The sequence below is a fragment of the Actinoalloteichus hoggarensis genome (assembly GCF_002234535.1).
Taxonomy (GTDB): domain Bacteria; phylum Actinomycetota; class Actinomycetes; order Mycobacteriales; family Pseudonocardiaceae; genus Actinoalloteichus_A; species Actinoalloteichus_A hoggarensis.
On sequence record NZ_CP022521.1, the window covers coordinates 5,594,328 to 5,612,193 of the forward strand.

The 17,866-nt window shown below is 70.9% G+C and carries 12 protein-coding genes and 2 tRNA genes; 4 read left to right on the forward strand and 10 right to left on the reverse strand.

Annotation, left to right across the window (positions count from 1 at the left end; genetic code table 11):
- Positions 1–1,377 precede the first annotated feature (1,377 nt).
- The 3 genes from AHOG_RS23825 to AHOG_RS23835 form a co-directional block, all read right to left on the reverse strand.
- On the reverse strand, positions 1,378–2,538 hold the full coding sequence (locus AHOG_RS23825) for a cystathionine gamma-lyase (protein ID WP_093944757.1): 1,161 nt from the start codon (positions 2,536–2,538) through the stop codon (positions 1,378–1,380).
- Positions 2,535–3,548 carry an NAD(P)H-dependent glycerol-3-phosphate dehydrogenase gene (locus tag AHOG_RS23830; protein ID WP_211290486.1) on the reverse strand — a complete coding sequence of 338 codons (1,014 nt, stop codon included), beginning with the start codon at positions 3,546–3,548 and terminating at the stop codon, positions 2,535–2,537. The genes AHOG_RS23825 and AHOG_RS23830 overlap by 4 nt, the downstream gene beginning before the upstream one ends.
- A 150-nt stretch (positions 3,549–3,698) precedes the next feature.
- On the reverse strand, positions 3,699–4,478 hold the full coding sequence (locus AHOG_RS23835) for a lysophospholipid acyltransferase family protein (RefSeq protein WP_245856416.1): 780 nt from the start codon (positions 4,476–4,478) through the stop codon (positions 3,699–3,701).
- 134 nt (positions 4,479–4,612) lie between these two features.
- Here AHOG_RS23835 and cofC point away from each other — a divergent pair, with 134 nt between their 5' ends.
- The 3 genes from cofC to AHOG_RS23850 all read left to right on the forward strand — a co-directional run bounded on the left by cofC (position 4,613) and on the right by AHOG_RS23850 (position 8,720).
- Positions 4,613–5,275, forward strand: coding sequence for a 2-phospho-L-lactate guanylyltransferase (gene cofC / locus AHOG_RS23840; protein ID WP_093943322.1), 663 nt, complete (start codon positions 4,613–4,615; stop codon positions 5,273–5,275).
- A gap of 181 nt (positions 5,276–5,456) precedes the next feature.
- A complete protein-coding gene (locus AHOG_RS23845; RefSeq protein ID WP_093943323.1) occupies positions 5,457–7,685 on the forward strand; it encodes an RNA degradosome polyphosphate kinase in 2,229 nt (742 codons plus the stop codon).
- Positions 7,686–7,730: 45 nt separating this feature from the next.
- Positions 7,731–8,720, forward strand: coding sequence for an NUDIX hydrolase (locus AHOG_RS23850; protein WP_093943324.1), 990 nt, complete (start codon positions 7,731–7,733; stop codon positions 8,718–8,720).
- A 904-nt stretch (positions 8,721–9,624) separates the two neighbouring features.
- Here AHOG_RS23850 and AHOG_RS23860 read toward each other — a convergent pair.
- The 3 genes from AHOG_RS23860 to leuC form a co-directional block, all read right to left on the reverse strand.
- A complete protein-coding gene (locus AHOG_RS23860) occupies positions 9,625–10,686 on the reverse strand; it encodes an HU family DNA-binding protein (protein WP_342746043.1) in 1,062 nt (353 codons plus the stop codon).
- A gap of 22 nt (positions 10,687–10,708) precedes the next feature.
- Positions 10,709–11,311: a 3-isopropylmalate dehydratase small subunit gene (gene leuD / locus AHOG_RS23865; protein ID WP_093944759.1), complete on the reverse strand. Its 603-nt coding sequence runs from the start codon at positions 11,309–11,311 to the stop codon at positions 10,709–10,711.
- Between the two features lie 183 nt (positions 11,312–11,494).
- Entirely contained in the window at positions 11,495–12,898 is a 1,404-nt protein-coding gene (leuC, locus tag AHOG_RS23870) for a 3-isopropylmalate dehydratase large subunit (protein WP_093943327.1), read from the reverse strand.
- A gap of 70 nt (positions 12,899–12,968) precedes the next feature.
- Between leuC and AHOG_RS23875 the strand changes: the two genes are divergently transcribed.
- Positions 12,969–13,670: an IclR family transcriptional regulator gene (locus AHOG_RS23875; RefSeq protein ID WP_169725901.1), complete on the forward strand. Its 702-nt coding sequence runs from the start codon at positions 12,969–12,971 to the stop codon at positions 13,668–13,670.
- Between the two features lie 1,466 nt (positions 13,671–15,136).
- Here AHOG_RS23875 and AHOG_RS23885 read toward each other — a convergent pair.
- The 4 genes from AHOG_RS23885 to gltX form a co-directional block, all read right to left on the reverse strand.
- A tRNA-Glu gene (locus AHOG_RS23885) sits at positions 15,137–15,209 on the reverse strand.
- A 64-nt stretch (positions 15,210–15,273) separates the two neighbouring features.
- Positions 15,274–15,345, reverse strand: a tRNA-Gln gene (locus tag AHOG_RS23890).
- A 128-nt stretch (positions 15,346–15,473) separates the two neighbouring features.
- On the reverse strand, positions 15,474–16,205 hold the full coding sequence (locus AHOG_RS23895) for an HAD family hydrolase (protein ID WP_093943330.1): 732 nt from the start codon (positions 16,203–16,205) through the stop codon (positions 15,474–15,476).
- Between the two features lie 136 nt (positions 16,206–16,341).
- Complete coding sequence (gene gltX, locus AHOG_RS23900) at positions 16,342–17,838, reverse strand: glutamate--tRNA ligase (RefSeq protein ID WP_093943331.1); 1,497 nt, start codon at positions 17,836–17,838, stop codon at positions 16,342–16,344.
- Positions 17,839–17,866 lie beyond the last annotated feature (28 nt).

Sequence of the window (17,866 nt, forward strand, 5' to 3'; positions counted from 1 at the left end):
CGGGCGACGGTCGGCGGAGGCGACCAGTCCGCGACGACCCGAGACGGTCCGAGACGACGGTGCCCATCGCGCTGAGACCGTTGATCGTGACAAGGGCGGGGCGGTCTATGTCGAACCCGGCAATGTCCGATCCGGCAGCTTCCAACCCGGCAGCTTCCAACCCGGCGGCGTTCAACCCGGCGATTCCACTCCGCCGAAGTCAGGCGTTCACCGGTAGGGCGGAGGCGTTGGCCGCGTTGGACGGGGTGCCCGACCAGGTGAGGGCTGGGGCGCGGCGGGTGTGCCGCCAGTGAGTCTGCTGGACGGCGGGATCGGTGTGGGCAAGACGGCCTTGGCGGTGTGGTGGGGTGCTCGTCGAGCGTGGCGGTTCCGAACCGGTGGCGTCGAAGCGCGGCGCGGAACCGGTCGCGGTCTGTCGTCCGGCCGGCTCCACAGCTGCTGCGCGCTCACGCGGAGGCGGCTCGAGCCGGGGCGTGCGAGCCGCGTCCCTTGATCGACTGAACCCCGGCGGCCGCTGGCAGGCCTCGTCCAGCTCCGAGACACCGAAGTGCCCGAGGCACCGAGATCCACTCGATCGAGATCTTGCCGAAGTCGAACATCAGTTCGATCATGGAGTCATGCCTGAACTGACTTCGATCTCGCCCACCGCCCGCACCGCCACTGCCCGCACCGCCCACACCGTTCTCGCGGCGATCCTCGGCCTGGTTCTGCGGACACTCCGGGTCTTCGATCGCGCTGCTCGAGCCGCCGCGAGCCGCCTGTCTCGACAGTCTCGGCTGTCTCGGCCCAGCGCTTCGCCGAGCGTGCCCTGGCTCGGCTGCGCGAACGGTTCGTGGACCGAACGTTGGCGGCATCAGCCGCGAGAACCCGACGAAACCGGCCGAGGACGCTCACCCATCCCCGTCGGGCTCGCCGAGGTCGCCCGCTCGGAGCCCGTCGTCGACGGCGCGGGAGGGCAGCCCGCTCGGCCGTCTCGGCCGTCCGATTGTCGCCTCGGGCACACCCCGCGAGCGCCGTCTTCGCGACCGAGAGCCGGCACGGCACCCGACCCGCCCTGCGTGACGCACCCAGGTCACGCCGGCCGCCGCTCGCCGTCACCGGCTTCGCGCGGTCGGCACGGCGGGCGCGTCCGGCGCACTCACCCGCCGCAGGCACGGTGCTCCGACAAGCACACGAGCCACGGCAGTCCGCCGCACCGCAGACCCGGCCCCACTCGGTCTGCCCGGCCGCCTGCATCGCATTGCGAGATCCGACGGCGGGCAGGCACGGCCTGCTACGGCCGTCGCCCCCGACGGAGCGCCACGGCCGGGGCGATCGGCCCGGCCGCGACCGGTCGGCCACGCGATCGCCCGTGCCTGCGGCCGAGCGACGCGTCGGTCACCGCGTGCAGGCGTCCAGCGCGGCCAGCACGTCGGCCACCAGGTCGACGGCGTCCTCACAGCCGGAGGAGAAGCGTACGAACCCCGGTGCGACCGGATCTCCCCAGCGCGCGCGACGGTCCGCGGTCGAGTGGACGCCGCCGAAGCTGGTCGCCTCGACGACGAGCCTGCTCGCCGCCACGAATCGGGCGAAGGTCGCCTCATCGGCCAACTCGAAGGAGAGCACGCCGCCGAAGCGGCGCATCTGCCGCCGGGCCGTGGCGTGGGCGGGGTCGTCCGCCATCCCCGGCCAGCGCAGGCGCCGCACCGCCGGATGGTCGCGCAGCGCGGCGGCCAGCGCGGCGGCGTTGTCAGCCTGTCTCGCCAGCCGCAGATCCAGCGTGCTCAGACTCCGATACGCCAGCCACGACTCGAACGGTCCGGGGATCGCGCCGCCCAGGGTGCGGGCCTGGCGAATCCTGCCTGCCAGCGCCGCGTCCCCGGTCGACACGTGGCCGAGCAGCAGATCGCTGTGTCCACTGAGCGCCTTGGCGTCGCTGGCCACGACGACGTCCGCGCCGAGGGCGAGCGGCCGCTGGCCGAGCGGGCTGGCGGTGGTGTTGTCCACCGCCACCACGGCGCCCGCCGCGTGCGCACGGGCGCTCAGCTCGGCGATGTCGCAGACATCCAGTCCCGGATTCGACGGGGTCTCCAGCAGGACCAGCGCGGCGCCGTCGAACACGTCGTCGTCCCACGGCCCGGCGGTAGGCACCTCTCGCACCGGGACGCCGCGCGGGATCAGCTCCGATGCCGCGAAGGCCCGCGTCGCGTAGTAGCCGTCCGACGGCAGCACCAGCGCGCCCCGCCCGGCCGCATCACGCAGCAGCGCGGAGATCGCGGCCATCCCAGAGGGGAACAGCACACACTCGCCGCCGTCCAGTTCGCCGATCGCCGACTCCAGCCGGCGCCAGGTCGGATTGTCCGCCCGCCCGTAGAAGTCGGTCTCCTCCGTACGGCCCGCGTCGAGGTCCGATCCGTGGTCCGTGGCGGGCCCGCCGTCGGTCAGGTGGAACGGTGCGGCGAGCACCGGCCCCGGTGTCAGTGGGGCGCCCTTCGACGGCGGGGTCCCGCCTGCGTGCACACAGCGCGTGCCGTCGCCCCAGTCGGCGTCCAGACTCATGACCACTCCGCCTTCCTCGCCCGGCCGAGCAGCTCGGCCGCCATCACTCGCGGCGACAACGCCTCGTGGCAGACGCGATAGACGCTGTCGGTGATCGGCATCTCCACGCCGTGTCGGGCGCCCAGTTCCCGGATCGACGCACACGATTTCACGCCCTCGGCCACCTGGCCGTTCGCCGCCGCCTGCGCCTGCGCGATGCTGTCGCCGCGACCGATCCGGGCTCCGAAGGTGCGGTTGCGGGACAGCGGTGAGGAACAGGTGGCGACGAGGTCGCCGAGCCCGGCCAGGCCGGCGAAGGTCAGCGGGTCGGCGCCCAGCGCGGCGCCGAGTCGCGCCGTCTCGGCCAGCCCCCTGGTGATCAGGGTCGCCGTGGTGTTGTCTCCGAAGCCGAGTCCGTCGGCCATGCCGCATGCCAGTCCGATGACGTTCTTGCAGGCGCCGCCCAGTTCACACCCGATCACGTCCACGTTGGTGTAAGGCCGGAAGTACCGCGTGGAGCAGGCATGTTGCAGGGCCTCCGCGCGCTGCACATCGGTGCAGGCGATGACGGTGGCGGTGGGTTGTTCGGCGCCGACCTCCTTGGCCAGGTTGGGTCCCGACACGACCGCGACCTGGTCGGCGGGGACCTCCGCCACCTCGGCGATGACCTCGCTCATTCGTTTGAGGCTGCCCAGCTCGACCCCCTTCGCCGTGCTGACCAGCGTCGCGCCTGCGGGCAGCAACGGACGCCAGGACGCCAGGTTGGTCCGCAACGTCTGGCTGGGCACCGCCAGCACGACCGCGTCGGCACCGGCCAACGCCTCGGCCGCGTCGCTGGTGGCGGTCAGGTTCGTCGGCAGCGTGACGTCGGGAAGGTAGTCGGAGTTGCGGTGCAGTCGGGTGATCTCCTCGGCGACCGTCTGCCTGCGTGACCACAGCACCACGTCGCGGCCCGCGTCCGCGATGACCTTGGCGAACGCCGTGCCCCAGGAACCGGAGCCCAGCACTGCCACCCGTCGGATCGACTCCACCGAACACCACTCCTCAACTCAGCACCTCGGCGCCGCACTCTTGGGACCCGTCGGTCGGCCCGACGTGGCTGGGCGGGTCTCGATCAGGAGGTTCCCGACGACCCCACGGGCTGACGAGCTTCAGGACTGTCAAGCTCTGGACTGACGACCTCAGGACTCCGGCCGGTCGAGGTCGCCGTTCTCCGGCCGGACCCGGCCGCGATGCAGGAAGAACGTCGCGGGTGCCTTCTCCTGTCTGACCTCGGCGAGCAGGTCGCGAACCGAGCCCATCACCGTCTCGGTCACCTCACGGAGGAGCGCGGTGTCGCGGGTGCGGCCCTCGAAGGCGGCCAGGTCCAGCGGCTCGCCCACTCGCACCCGCACCGGCTTGCGTCCGATGGGCCGGAACCGGCGCTTCGTGTAGTCGAAGATGTGCTGGGTCCCCCAGTTCACGGCGGGGATGACGGGGACGCCGCCCTCCAGTGCCAGCCGGGCGACCCCGGTCCTGGAGTGCATCGGCCACAGCTGCGGGTCTCTGGTGACCGTCCCCTCCGGGTAGATGACGACGATCTTGCCCTCGTGCAGGGCGGCGAGGGCGGCGTCGAGGCTGCGCTGTGCCTCCCCGCTGCCCCGATAGACGGGGATCTGCCCGGTGCTGCGCATCAGCGTGCCGACGACGGGCACCTTCCAGAGGCTGTGCTTGGCCATGAAGCGCGGCACGCGCCTGCTGCTGTGCACCAGCGCGGCGTCGTAGACCGGGTCGATCTCGGAGATGTGGTTGAAGACCAGCAGCGCCCCGCCCGTCGCGGGAATCCGCTCGCGGCCCTCCAGGCTACGGCGGCCTGCCATCCGGCTGAAGGGGTGGAACACCGACGCCGCGAAGGAGACCCAGAAGCCGCCCTTCTCCCGGCGTCGCACCGCGCCGGTCCGTTCTGCGTCTGGGCTGGTCACCGCAGTCCTCCTGGCTGGTGTGGCGGGGGTCGGGAACGGCCTAGAGTCTTACCGAGCCCTCGTCCGGGCCCACATCGGGGTCCGCGGGCGGGTCCGGCCGGCCGCCGCCTGCCGGGATCAAGCAGGATGGGGGCGTGGGTACCGGAGTAGACCTGCTGGTCCCGGTCAAGATGCTTCATTCGGCGAAGTCCCGACTTCTCGGGGCGGCCGACCGGGGTGTCGGAGACCGCGCCAGGCACGCACAGTTGGTGGTGGCGTTGCTCGTGGACACCATGGCGGCGGCGCGAGGCGCCGAGGGGGTGCGCCGGGTCATCGCCGTGACCTCGGACCTGGTGGTGTCCGCGGCGGTGCTCGCCGAGGGGCACACCGTGCTGGCCGAGCCGCCGGAGGGCGGGTTGAACGCCGCGCTGCGACACGGCAGTGATCATCTGCTCGCCGCCGACCCCTCCGCACGGGTCGGAGCGTTGCAGGCCGATCTGCCTGCGCTGCGTTCCGAGGATCTGGCCGACGCACTGATCGAGGCGGGCGCGGGGCGGGCCTTCTGCGCCGACCGGCAGGGCACCGGCACGACGATGCTGCTGGCGGCACCGGGCGCCCCCTTGCTTCCGGAGTTCGGGGTGGGCTCCGCGGCGCGCCACGCCGCCTCGGGCGCGATGTCGTTGGTCGGCAGCCGTCCGACGCTGCGCTGCGACGTCGACACCGAGGACGACCTGCGGGAGGCGGCGCGACTGGGCCTCGGCGAGCGCACCAGGGCGTTGCTGGCCGAACGCTGCCATCGTGATCGTCGCGCCTGCTGACGACCTGTCACCACTCGTTCGACCGAGCCGGGTCTGCGCACGGACGTCGTCGACCTGACGGCGGCGGAGTCCCGCCGCGTGCCGGACATCGTTCGGACGGGGTGCGCTGGGCCGTTCTTCACCTCTTGTTGGGGCATGAGGACACACCGAACGAACCGGTTCTGGGCGACAATGGGGTGTTGTGAGCACCCCATCGAGCGGCGAACGACAGTCTCGTCAGCGCAATCCGAGGCCTGCCCGGCGTGGCAGGCCGTCGGCGGCGGCCGCCGCCTCGGCGAGCGTCACGCTTCCCGACGGGCTTCGCGGCTATCCGCAGCCACCGCCTGCCGCCACCGCGGCGACTCCCGAGTTCGACGATCTGCCCGAGGAGCGCTATCTCAATCGCGAGCTGTCCTGGCTGGACTTCAATGCCAGGGTGCTCGCGCTCGCCGAGGACTCGTCGCAGCCGTTGCTGGAGCGCGCCAAGTTCCTCTCGATCTTCGCCTCGAATCTCGACGAGTTCTACATGGTCCGGGTGGCCGGGTTGAAGCGGCGGGACGAGACGGGGCTGTCGGTGCGCAGTGCCGACGGACTGTCACCCAGAGAACAGCTCGCCAGGATCGCCCTGCGCACGCAGGAGCTGGCCGAGCAGCATGCGAGGGCCTTCCTGGACGACGTCCAGCCGGCTTTGGAGAAGGCCTCGATCTTCGTGCTGACCTGGAAGGACCTGTCCGACGATGATCGCGTCCGGTTGTCGGAGTACTTCACGGAGCAGGTGTTCCCGGTGCTCACGCCGCTCGCGGTCGACCCGGCGCATCCCTTCCCCTACATCTCGGGGCTCTCGCTGAACCTCGCGGTCACCGTGCGCGATCCGCAGGGCGGCACGCCCCGCTTCGCGCGGGTGAAGGTGCCCGACAACGTGCCCAGGCTGGTGCCGGTGGCGCAGGGCCGTTCTTCGGAGCGGGTCGTCTTCCTTCCGTTGGAGGAGCTGATCGCCGCGCACCTGGACAACCTCTTCGCGGGAATGGAGGTCATCGAGCACCACGTCTTCCGTGTCACGCGCAACGCGGACCTGGAGGTCGAGGAGGACCGCGACGAGGACCTGCTCCAGGCGATGGAGCGAGAGCTGGCCCGGCGGCGGTTCGGCCCGCCCGTGCGGCTTGAGGTCGCCGACTCCATGAGCGAGCACATGCTCGAGCTGCTGCTGCGGGAGATGGACGTCGATCCTGGCGACGTCGTGGAGCTGCCGGGGTTGTTGGATCTGTCGTGTCTGTGGCAGCTGTACGCGGTGGACCGGCCACAGCTCAAGGCGATGCCCTTCGTGCCCGCGACGCATCCGGCCTTCGGCGAGGGCGAGACGCCCAAGAGCGTGTTCGCCACGCTGCGAGACGGTGACATCCTCGTGCATCATCCCTACGACTCGTTCTCGACGAGTGTGCAGCGTTTCGTGGAACAGGCCGCGGCCGACCCGAAGGTGCTGGCCATCAAGCAGACGTTGTATCGGACCTCGGGTGATTCACCGATCGTGGACGCGCTGATCGACGCGGCCGAGGCAGGCAAGCAGGTCGTCGCGCTGGTCGAGGTGAAGGCGCGCTTCGACGAGCAGGCGAACATCAAGTGGGCACGGGCGCTGGAGCGGGCGGGCGTGCACGTGGTCTACGGGCTGGTGGGCTTGAAGACGCACTGCAAGACGGCGCTGGTGGTTCGGCAGGAGGGTTCGACGATCCGCCGGTACTGCCACATCGGCACCGGCAACTATCACCCCAAGACGGCCAGGATCTACGAGGACATCGGCCTGTTCACCGCCGAGCCGTTGATCGGGGCGGACCTCACCGATCTCTTCAACGTGCTGACGGGGTACGCCCGGCAGAACAGCTACCGCAGCATCCTGGTCGCCCCGTACGGCATCCGCCGAGGGATCGTGCAGCGCATCGAGGGCGAGATCGAGCGGGCGCTGCGCGGCGAGCCGGCGGGCATCCGGTTCAAGGTGAACTCCCTGGTGGACGAGCAGGTCATCGACGCCCTGTATCGCGCGTCGCGCGCGGGGGTGCCGGTGGAGGTCGTGGTCAGGGGCATCTGCGCGCTCAAGCCGGGCATGCCCGGGGTCTCGGAGAACATCCGGGTGCGCTCCATTCTCGGCCGTTTCCTGGAGCATTCGCGCATCTTCCACTTCATGGGCGCCGGGGAGCACTGGATCGGCAGCGCGGACATGATGCACCGCAATCTGGATCGGCGGATCGAGGTGCAGGTACGGGTCACCGATCCGCGACTCGTGGCTCAGCTGGACGAGATGTTCGACTCGGCGCTGGACCCGGCCACCCGCTGCTGGGTTCTGGGGCAGGACGGTGTGTGGTCGCCGTCGCCTCGGCTGGGCGATGACGTCCGCGACCACCAGACGGAGCTGCTGCGCACCCACGGGGCCAAGGACTGATCGGCCTCGACGGGCATTCGCCGACCAGGATCGGGGTGGGGGACGATGGCTGCCGCGAAAGACCACGGTGTACGAACAGCGAAGCACGTCAGGGCCGCGGGCGTCGTCCTCTGGCGTCTCGGCGCGCGCTCGGGCACGACCGTCCGCGAGGTCGCGCTGGTGCACCGACCCCGCTATGACGACTGGTCGCTGCCCAAGGGCAAGGCGGAGCCGGGCGAGACACGACATGCCACGGCGGTCCGGGAGACCGCCGAGGAGACGGGCGTGCGGCCGGTGTTGGACCGCCTGCTCGGCGAGGTGAGCTACACGCTGCCCGCCGCGGGCGGGGAGGGCCTGATCCGCAAGACGGTGACCTACTACGCGGCCAGACAGGTGACCGACGTCGTCGAGCGGCCGGGCGACGACGAGGTCGATCAGGTCCGCTGGTTCTCGCAGGCCGAGGCCGCCGACCGGCTCACCTACCCGCATGACCGCGTCATCCTGCGTCGTTTCGCCGAGCTGGACGGCGACTCCCGCACGATTCTGCTGGTCCGCCATGCGAAGGCGGGGAGCCGCGCCAAATGGTCTCAGCCGGACGAGCTTCGGCCGTTGAGCCGGGCGGGCAGGCGCCAGTCCGCCGCGCTCGACCGGCTGCTGCCGCTGTTCGCGCCGAGCCGGGTGTGCTCGGCGCCGAGGACGCGATGCAGGCAGACGGTGGCAGGGACGGCGGCGCTGCTCGGGCTGCCCGTCCACGACGAGTCCGCGCTGAGCGAAGAGGCCTATGCCGCCGATCCGGAGCGGGCCCGCCTGCGCCTGATGGCCATGCTGGACGAGGCGACGACGACGCTGGTGTGCAGCCAGGGCGGGGTGATCCCCGGTCTGGTGCGGCCGCTGACGGATGCGGTGACGGGCGGGGACTCGGCGGGGGTCTGGAACGCGACGCCGGACGACGCGGAGCCGCCGAGCAAGAAGGGCAGCCTGTGGGTGCTGTCTTTCCATCCGACCCGGCCGGTCCTCATCGGCAGCGAGTATCTGAGCAGCGCGGAACACTGGTGATCTGCCGGGCGACGCGGTGAGCCGGCAGGCGGTGTAGCAAGCCGAGACGGGGCAGGTCGGCGCAGGCGGCGCGGGCCGGCGTGGGCTGTCCGTGGCCGGTATGAGCCGAGACTCGGCGGGGCGGACCGGCGAGGCCGCACGAACCGTGCGACGCGCCGGCAGCCGCCGGGCACATCGACACCGTTCGGCCGTCGGGTCCGGCGGGTGCGCGGCTCAACGGGTCGGCGGCTCCGTCGATGCCCCTGAATGGGGAGGACCGCGCCTCCGACGTCACGCCGGGCCGGTGCCGGTGAGCGGTCCGAGCGTCCGTCCCGACCACGCGGTCACTCTTCGCCACGGCGGCCCGACAGGACGTCGGCAGGCGGGGAGCCGGCCGTGCGCCGTGCCGCGAAGCCGTCACCGGGGCCCGATGGCTCGACGGCCGGGTGGAGATTCGAGGCCACCGGTTCGATGCTCGACCACCGCGGCATCGGCCCGTCCGGTCCGCCCCGTCCGCTCCAGTCCGGCGCTTTCCGGTCCATCCGTCCGGACCGGCCCGTTCCCGACGCTCCGCCGACGAGCGAGCGGGCCCGCAGCGGGACGAGAGGGCAGGCAGGAGAGAGCCTGGCGGGCAGAAGACGTCGGTACGGGCCCGCGCGGCGGCACCGCCCTCGCCGCGACACGACAGCCCCGACGGGCAGGACACCCCCGATCGACAGGCCCTCGTGATCGCCAGGACCGCCGCAGTCAGCCGGACCGCCGCGGACCGACGGCGGGCGCCGGGCGGCAGGCCGCGGGCGCCGGGCCGCAGAACGCGGGCGGTGGGCCGAGGACTCCGCCGCGGGGACGGCCCCGAACGGCCGGCGTCGGCGCCGGTCTCGCGAGGCACGGGCGGTGGGCCGGGATCCGGCCCACCGCTCGCCCGCTACTTCTTACGGGTGCTGCTCGACCGGCTCGTCGGCTTGGCCGCCGAGCGGCTCGTACCGGAGCGGGTCGTGCTCCGGCTCGTGGCGGCCTTCGTGGTCGAGCCGCTTCTGGTGCTGCTCGTCGACCGCGTCCCCGTGGACGAGGAGCTCGACGGCTTGGCGGTGCTCTTGCGCGTGGTGCTGCGGCTCGACGGGCGGGCCGCGGTGGTGGTTCGGCTGGACGAGGACGAGCCCGCGGGCGCGCTCTTCGCCGTCGTCGACCGGCTGGTCCCCGATTTCGTGGTGCTGCGTCCGGTGGAACGGGCGGAGGTGCTCCGGCTGCTCGACGAGGCCGACGAGGACCGGCTGCCGGTCGTCGAGGGCCTGCTTCGGCTGGTCCCGGACGTGCTGCGCCCGGTGGTCGACCGAGTGCCGGTGGAGCGGCTGCCACTGGAACTCGCCCGGCTGGTCGAGGACTTCGAGGTCGATCCGGACCGCGAGGACGGCTTGGACTCCTGCGTGGTCGACCGGGCGGAGGTGCTCGTCGACCGCTGGGTGGGCAGGCGCGGCAGCTTACGACTGCCGTCGATGACCTCTTTGAAATTCGTTCCGGGCCGGAAGGCCGGCACCGTCGTCTTCTTGACCTTCACGGCCTCCCCGGTGCGGGGATTCCGTGCGGTCCGGGCGGCTCTGGCTCTCTTCTCGAAGACTCCGAATCCCGAGATGTTCACTTTGTCGCCCTTGTTGACGCTTCGGACGATGACGTCGAGGAGTTCGTCGACCGCGGCACCGGCGGTCTTCTTGTCGCCGAGACGCTGCGAAAGCGCGTCGACGAGCTCTGCCTTGTTCACTTTCGGTCCCTCCCGAGACGAACAGTGCGCTCGCAGCCCTGGTAGCGCGAGGGGAGCCTGCTCATTCCGGCCGGCTCTGGCGTCACCGTAAGCCCGGTTTCCGACCTTCGCCACGTGTCCGACGAGCGGCTTCCATGTCCAGGGCTTGAGAATGCGTCGCACGGGATGTCCTCGGTGCCGTTTCAGCGCCGCGACGAGACCGATGGTGAACGCCGGATCTCCTTTGCCCACAAGGAGATCCGGCTATCGCGAATCAACCGAGCCGCGCCGGAAGCGTGGTCGGAAGCCGGGATGGGCGATCCTGCTCGAAAGTGTTGATGTCATCCGCATGACGCAGCGTCAGCGCGATGTCGTCCAGGCCTTCCAGGAGGCGCCACCGCGTGTAGTCGTCCACGTGGAAGCGGACCGTGAGGTCCTTCGCGACGATCGTCTTCTCCCGCAGGTCCACCGTCAACTCGGTGCCGGGCTCGGTCTCCAGCAGCTTCCAGAGCTGCTCGACGTCGGACTGCTCGCACTGCGCGGCGAGCAGTCCCTGCTTGCCCGCGTTGCCCCGGAAGATGTCCGCGAAGCGAGCGGAGACGACGACGCGGAAGCCGTAGTCGCTCAGCGCCCACACGGCGTGCTCCCGGGAGGATCCGGTGCCGAAGTCCGGACCCGCCACGAGGACGCTGCCCGCGCGGAAGGGCTCCTGGTTCAGGACGAAGTGCTCGTCGGTCCGCCAGGCCGCGAAGAGCCCGTCGCCGAAGCCGGTTCGGCTGACGCGCTTGAGGTAGACGGCGGGGATGATCTGGTCGGTGTCGACGTTCGAGCGCCGCAGCGGGACGCCGACACCGGTGTGCGTGGTGAACGCCTGCATGTCGTCGAGATCCTGTTCGTCATCGTGCGTGATGGTGGTGGAGGGCGAGTCGTCGTGCGCCGCACGCGGTCGTCCGGACCCGTGCCCGAGTGCCTCCTCGGGCCCTGGCCGCCGGTCCACGAGAGCCTTCGGTGTCGCCCGCGCGCAAGGTCCGGACGTGCGTGCCGAGCGGTTCCGGACGCCTCAGTTCAGGTCCTCGGGTGAGGACAGCGTGCCGCGTACCGCGGTCGCGGCGGCGACCAGCGGCGAGACGAGGTGGGTCCGACCGCCACGCCCCTGCCTGCCCTCGAAGTTCCGATTGGACGTCGACGCGCTGCGCTCTCCCGGCTTGAGCTGGTCGGGATTCATGCCCAGACACATCGAACAGCCCGCGGAACGCCATTCGGCACCCGCCGTGGCGAACACCTCGTGCAGGCCTTCGGCCTCGGCCTGACTGCGCACCTTCATCGAGCCCGGCACCACGAGCATCCGCACGCCGCCCGCGACCGTGCGGCCTCGGATGACCTCGGCGGCGGCCCGCAGGTCCTCGATCCGACCGTTGGTGCAGGAGCCGAGGAACACGGTGTCGACCGGGATCTCCCGCAGCGGAGTGCCGGGTTCCAGCCCCATGTAGGTCAGGGCCTTCTCGGCCGCGAACCGCTCGTTCTCGTCGGCGATGGCCTCGGGGTCGGGAACCGAGGCGGACAACGGCAGCCCCTGTCCCGGGTTGGTGCCCCAGGTGACGAAGGGCGCGAGGGAGTCGGCGTCGATGACCACCTCGGCGTCGAATTCGGCGTCGGGGTCGGTGCGCAGCGTGCGCCAGTACTCGACGGCCTCGTCCCACTCGGCGCCCTGCGGCGCGTGCGGCCGGTCCTTGAGATAGGCGAAGGTGGTCTCGTCCGGCGCGATGAGCCCCGCTCGCGCGCCCGCCTCGATGGACATGTTGCAGACCGTCATCCTGGCCTCCATCGACAGCGCCTCGATCGCGCTGCCCCGGTACTCCAGGACGTATCCCTGACCGCCGCCGGTGCCGATCCGGGCGATCACGGCGAGGATGACGTCCTTGCTCGTGACGCCGGGGCGCAGGGTTCCGTTGATGGTGACGGCCATCGTCTTGAACGGGCGCAGCGGCAGCGTCTGCGTGGCGAGGACGTGCTCGACCTCCGAGGTGCCGATGCCCAGCGCGATCGAGCCGAAGGCGCCGTGCGTCGAGGTGTGGCTGTCGCCGCAGACGACCGTCATGCCGGGTTGGGTGAGCCCGAGCTGCGGTCCCACCACGTGGACGATGCCCTGTTCGTCGTCGCCCATCGAGTGCAGTCGGACGCCGAACTCCGCGCAGTTGCGGCGCAGGGTGTCGACCTGGGTACGCGACACGAGATCGGCGATCGGCTGGTCGATGTCGGTGGTGGGGACGTTGTGGTCCTCGGTGGCGATCGTCAGGTCCGGCCTGCGGACCGGGCGGTTCGCGAGCCGCAGCCCGTCGAAGGCCTGCGGGCTGGTCACCTCGTGCACGAGGTGCAGGTCGATGTAGAGCAGATCCGGCTCGTCACCACTGCCCTGCCGCACGACGTGCGCGTCCCACACCTTCTCCGCGAGTGTGCGAGCCATCGCTCCTCCCCATCGAGGTCTCTGTCCCACCATCTGGACATCCCAGATCGCGAGAAGTTAGTATCGGTTCGTGGGACAGCATAGCGGCATCGGTGTACTGGACAAGGCAGTGGCCGTCCTCAGCGCGGTGGCGGACGACCCCTGCGGACTCGCCGAACTCTGCGCACGAACCGGCCTGCCCAGGGCGACCGCGCACCGGCTCGCGGTCGGCCTGGAGGTGCACCGACTGCTCCGCAGAGGGGCCGACGGCCGCTGGCGCCCCGGGGCGGCCCTGAGCGAGCTGGCGGGCACGGCCAGCGACCCGCTGCTGGAGGCGTCCGCCTCCGTGCTGCCCAGACTGCGGGACATCACCGGCGAGAGCGTCCAGCTCTACCGGCGCGACGGGATGCAGCGGGTCTGCATCGCGACGGCCGAGCCGCCGAGCGGACTGCGGGACACGGTCCCCATCGGCAGCAGGCTGTCGATGACGGCGGGCTCCGGGGCGAAGGTCCTGGCCGCCTGGGCGGACCCCGGCACCCAGCGGGCGGTGCTGGCCGACGCCGTCTACGGCGAGCGGACGCTGGTGGAGGTCCGACGCCGGGGCTGGGCGCAGAGCGTCGCCGAACGGGAGCCGGGGGTCGCCAGCGTCTCCGCCCCGGTGCGTGACAGCGCGAGTGCCGTGATCGCGGCGATCTCGGTGTCCGGGCCGGTCGATCGGATCGGTCGGAAGCCGGGCGCCCGGTGGGCGTCCGATCTCCTGGCGGCGGCCGAGGCACTCCAGTCTCGGCTCTGAAGAGCCTCGCACCGGGCTCGCCCGCAGCGGCGGAATCGCGACCACGGCACGGATGGCACGCGCGCCCGGCACGGTGGCCTGGGCGGGGTCTCCTGTGGCGGCGGGTCCCTGGGCAGAGACCCGACCGCGAGGGTTCGTCGGCGGCACCCTGCGGCTCGCGATGCGTCCCGAACACACTGCGGGCCGAGACGCGCGGTGTCCTCGCTCACGATGCCGGTCGCCCCGCTGTCTCCCGCCCCGCCTCTCGCCACACGGCTTCGCGCACTCACGCGGTGCGACACCCCAGGGTCAGGATGAGCAGGCATGCCGGAGCGTGGCGCCGGGACACCGCCGCCCGCCGGGCGGGTGATTCACGACACCATCGGAGTGGATCAGCCGACGTGGGCGCCGACAGGTGGCCTGCGGCGGCCTGATCCGGGGCTGGTTCGAGAACGGCCCGCCGATGCCGAGGCCTGCGTCGACCGGCGACGCAGGCCCGACCGTGGTCCGGGGCCCATGCTGCCGCGACTTCGAACGTGGCCGGGTCCCCGGCGCGGTGCCCTTTCCGGGTCCGATGCGGTTCGGGCTCCTCGTACTGGCTCGGGCCGCGACGGTGAGGGAGCAGGCGGTCGCGGCGCATCGCCTGCTCGGCCTTCGCGACGTCTCGCGCTCGTACGGGTTCGGGACGGTGCCGGTCCAGGACGGCGCGAGTACGAGGCGGTGCGCGGTCGGGACCGTGCGGATTCACGACGGCGCGAGATCGAGACCGGTCGGATTCGAGGCAACGGCGGACGTTCCCCGTACCGCCGTCAGCCTGCCGTGCGCCGCGGAGACGCCCGCACCGTCCGCGGCGGCCCCCTCCGGCTCGGCGCCGACCTTTCGCCGCCCTACGGCCGTGCTGAGCCCCGAGACGACACCGCAGGCGCTCGGCCTGCCGAGGGCGGCGACCCCGAGCCGCCGGACGAGTCCGGTCGACACAGGACTTCGACAGCGGGATTCGCAGACTCCGTCGCGTGCGAGAGGTTCGGGCAGGCCCGCTCCGTGCGGGGCGCCGCCTCACGCCGATCGGATCGAGAGCGACTCGTGAGTCGGATCAGCCGATCCCGTCCGGCGGTGGCGCGGCAGGTCGTCGAACGTGAAGGTCCGGCCGGCGGTTCTCACTCAGCAGGGAGAGCCGGACACCGACCAACGCGTTCGCCGAGGACGTCGCGGAGCGCGGGTCCCTCAGCCCGTCGCCGGTCGGCGGCGTCGGTGTGGCAGCCGGGATGGACCGACCCACGGATCCGCTCACGCCTGCCGGCGCACAGGCTCGGCCCGCAGGCGACACCTCAGCCATGTCGTGCCCCGAGACAGGTCCGCGGTCGCCGCCTCCGGCCTCGGGAAACACGGGTGCGGCCGCCCGGGACTCGCACCACATCGACGATGACAGAAAAAGAAAATGGGACCTATTCGACACTTCTGTCGAATAGGTCCCATTTATTCCCAGGTAGCCCCGACGGGATTTGAACCCGCGCTACCGCCTTGAGAGGGCGGCGTCCTAGGCCGCTAGACGACGGGGCCTTGGTTATTCTCTTGTCCGTCTTGCTGTGAAAGACCCTACCACACTCGGTTTTGTGTCTTTCAGCTGGGGTACCAGGACTCGAACCTAGACCAACAGAGCCAGAATCTGCCGTGCTGCCAATTACACCATACCCCACTGTCCCGGCGGGCTGATCTCCGTCTCCGGCGACCCGCTCCCCGTTCCGGTGACAGATATTAGACCACCATCCCCCCAGATGCGAAATCGGCTCCCCGCAGAGCAGGCGCCCGCACCGTCGCGCGAGGTCAGCGAGGGTGCGGCAGCCGAGGAAAGACCAGGTCGGGGAGTTCCGACAGGCTGGAGATGACCGAGACGCCCACCGGCACCCCGTCCGCCTCGCCCCGCCGATCCAGCCAGACTCCGTGCAGTCCCGCGGCGACCGCGCCCGAGGCGTCCAGATCCAGCCGGTCGCCGACATGGATGGTCTCGCTCGGTGCGACGCCGAGCGCCTCGCAGGCTGTGTGGAAGATCATGGGATCCGGTTTGCCGATACCGAGTTCTTCGGAGATCACCACGTGATCGAAGGCATCGATGAGACCGACCGCCTTCAGTTTCCGTCGCTGATAACGCGAGGCCGCATTGGTAATCACAGCCAGTCGCAGGCCGCTCGCCTTCAGCCACTTCAGGCAGGGCCAGGCGTCATCGAAGAGCTGCCAGGTCTGAGCGATGCAGGACAATCGATGTTCTTCGCGTTCGGCGGCCTCGCCGTCATCGAGTTCCTCGCCCAGGTCGGCGAAGAACTCCTTGGTTCTCTCTCGGCGCATGGTGTCGAAGTCGACCTCACCCGCGTGATAGCGGAGATGGTGAAGATCGGTGGTCCTGCGCCACGCAGGCCAGGCGTCGTCATGGCCGAGGAGCGCTGCGAGGCCCGATCGGGCCGAGGTCTCGTAGTCGACCAGGGTGTCGTCGATGTCGAGGCAGACCGCGCGGATGCTGCCGCTGGGCAGCGTAGAAGGCGAGACTAGGGCAGATGTCACCCCGTGAGGTTAGGCGTGCACGCGACGCGATGAACTCGGCTGACAAGGTGATCCGGCCGGAGCTTCCTCGATACAGCTCGTGACAAGCCGTGAACGAACACCGGTCGTGACCACGAAGGTCACGACCGGGTGAGCCTCACTGTGCCTGATCGAGAGCCTTCCGCAGCCTCCCGAGCGTGCGCTCGCGCCCCAGCAGCTCCATCGACTCGTACAGCGGCGGCGAGACGGTGCGGCCCGTCACCGCCACCCGAACCGGTGCGAACGCCTTCCTCGGCTTGAGACCGAGTCCGTCCACCAGCGCCGTCTTCAGCGCACCCTCGATCGCCTCGGTGGTCCAGTCGTTCAGCGTGTCCAGCGCCTCGATCGCCGCGGTCAGCACCGGCCCGGCCGCCGCGTCGAGCGCCTTGGCCGCGGCCTCCGGCTCGGGGGCGAAGTCCGCGTCGGACACGAAGAGGAATCGCAGCATTCCGACGACGTCGGAGAGGACGATCAGCCGTTCCTGCACCAGCGGCGCGGCGGCGGCGAGCACCGCCAGCTGCTCCGCCGTCGGCTCCGAGGGCAGCAGCCCGCCGTCGGTCAGGTACGGAACGGCCCGACGCGCGAACTCCTCGACGGGCAGCGCCCGCAGGTGGGTGGCGTTGATCGCCTCGGCCTTCTTCAGGTCGAAGCGTGCCGGGTTGGAGCTGACCTGACGGACGTCGAACGCCTCGGCCATCTCCTCGCGGGTGAACACGTCGCGGTCCTCGGCGATCGCCCAGCCCAGCAGCGCGAGGTAGTTGAGCAGGCCTTCGGGCAGGAAGCCGCGGTCGCGGTAGTTGAAGAGGTTCGACTGCGGGTCGCGCTTGGAGAGCTTGCGGTTCCCCTCGCCCTGCACCAGCGGCAGGTGACCGAACCGCGGGACGAGCTCGGCTACGCCGATCCGCCGCAACGCCTCGTACAGCGCGATCTGTCGGGGCGTCGAGGAGAGCAGGTCTTCGCCGCGCAGCACATGAGTGATCTTCATCATGGCGTCGTCGACGGGATTGACGAGCGTGTAAAGCGGTTCGCCGTTGCCTCGGACCAGCACCGGGTCCGGCACGGAGCCCGCCTTGAAGGTCACCTCGCCCCGAACCAGGTCGTCGAAGGTGATGTCCGAGTCGGGCATCCGCAGCCGCAGCACCGGCAGTCTGCCCTCGGCACGCAGCTCGGCGCGCCGCTGTTCGGTCAGATCGCGGTCGGCGCCGTCGTAACCGAGCTTGGGGTCACGGCCGGCGGCACGGTGGCGCGCCTCGATCTCCTCTGGCGTGGAGAACGACTCGTAGACCTCGCCCGCGGCACGGAGCTTCTCGACCACGGCCAGGTGCAGCTCGCGACGCTCGCTCTGCCGGTACGGGCCGTACTCGCCGCCGACCTCGGGGCCCTCGTCCCAGTCCAGCCCCAGCCATCGCATGGCGTCCAACAGGGCCAGATAGGACTCCTCGGAGTCCCGGGCCGCGTCGGTGTCCTCGATGCGGAACACCAGGCTGCCCTTGTTGTGCCTGGCGAACGCCCAGTTGAACAGGGCGGTCCGGATCAGGCCCACGTGCGGGGTGCCGGTCGGCGACGGACAGAAACGGACGCGGACAGCAGCAGGGCTGGTCTGAGGCTCAGTCATAACCCGATCAGCCTATCCACCCCGCCCC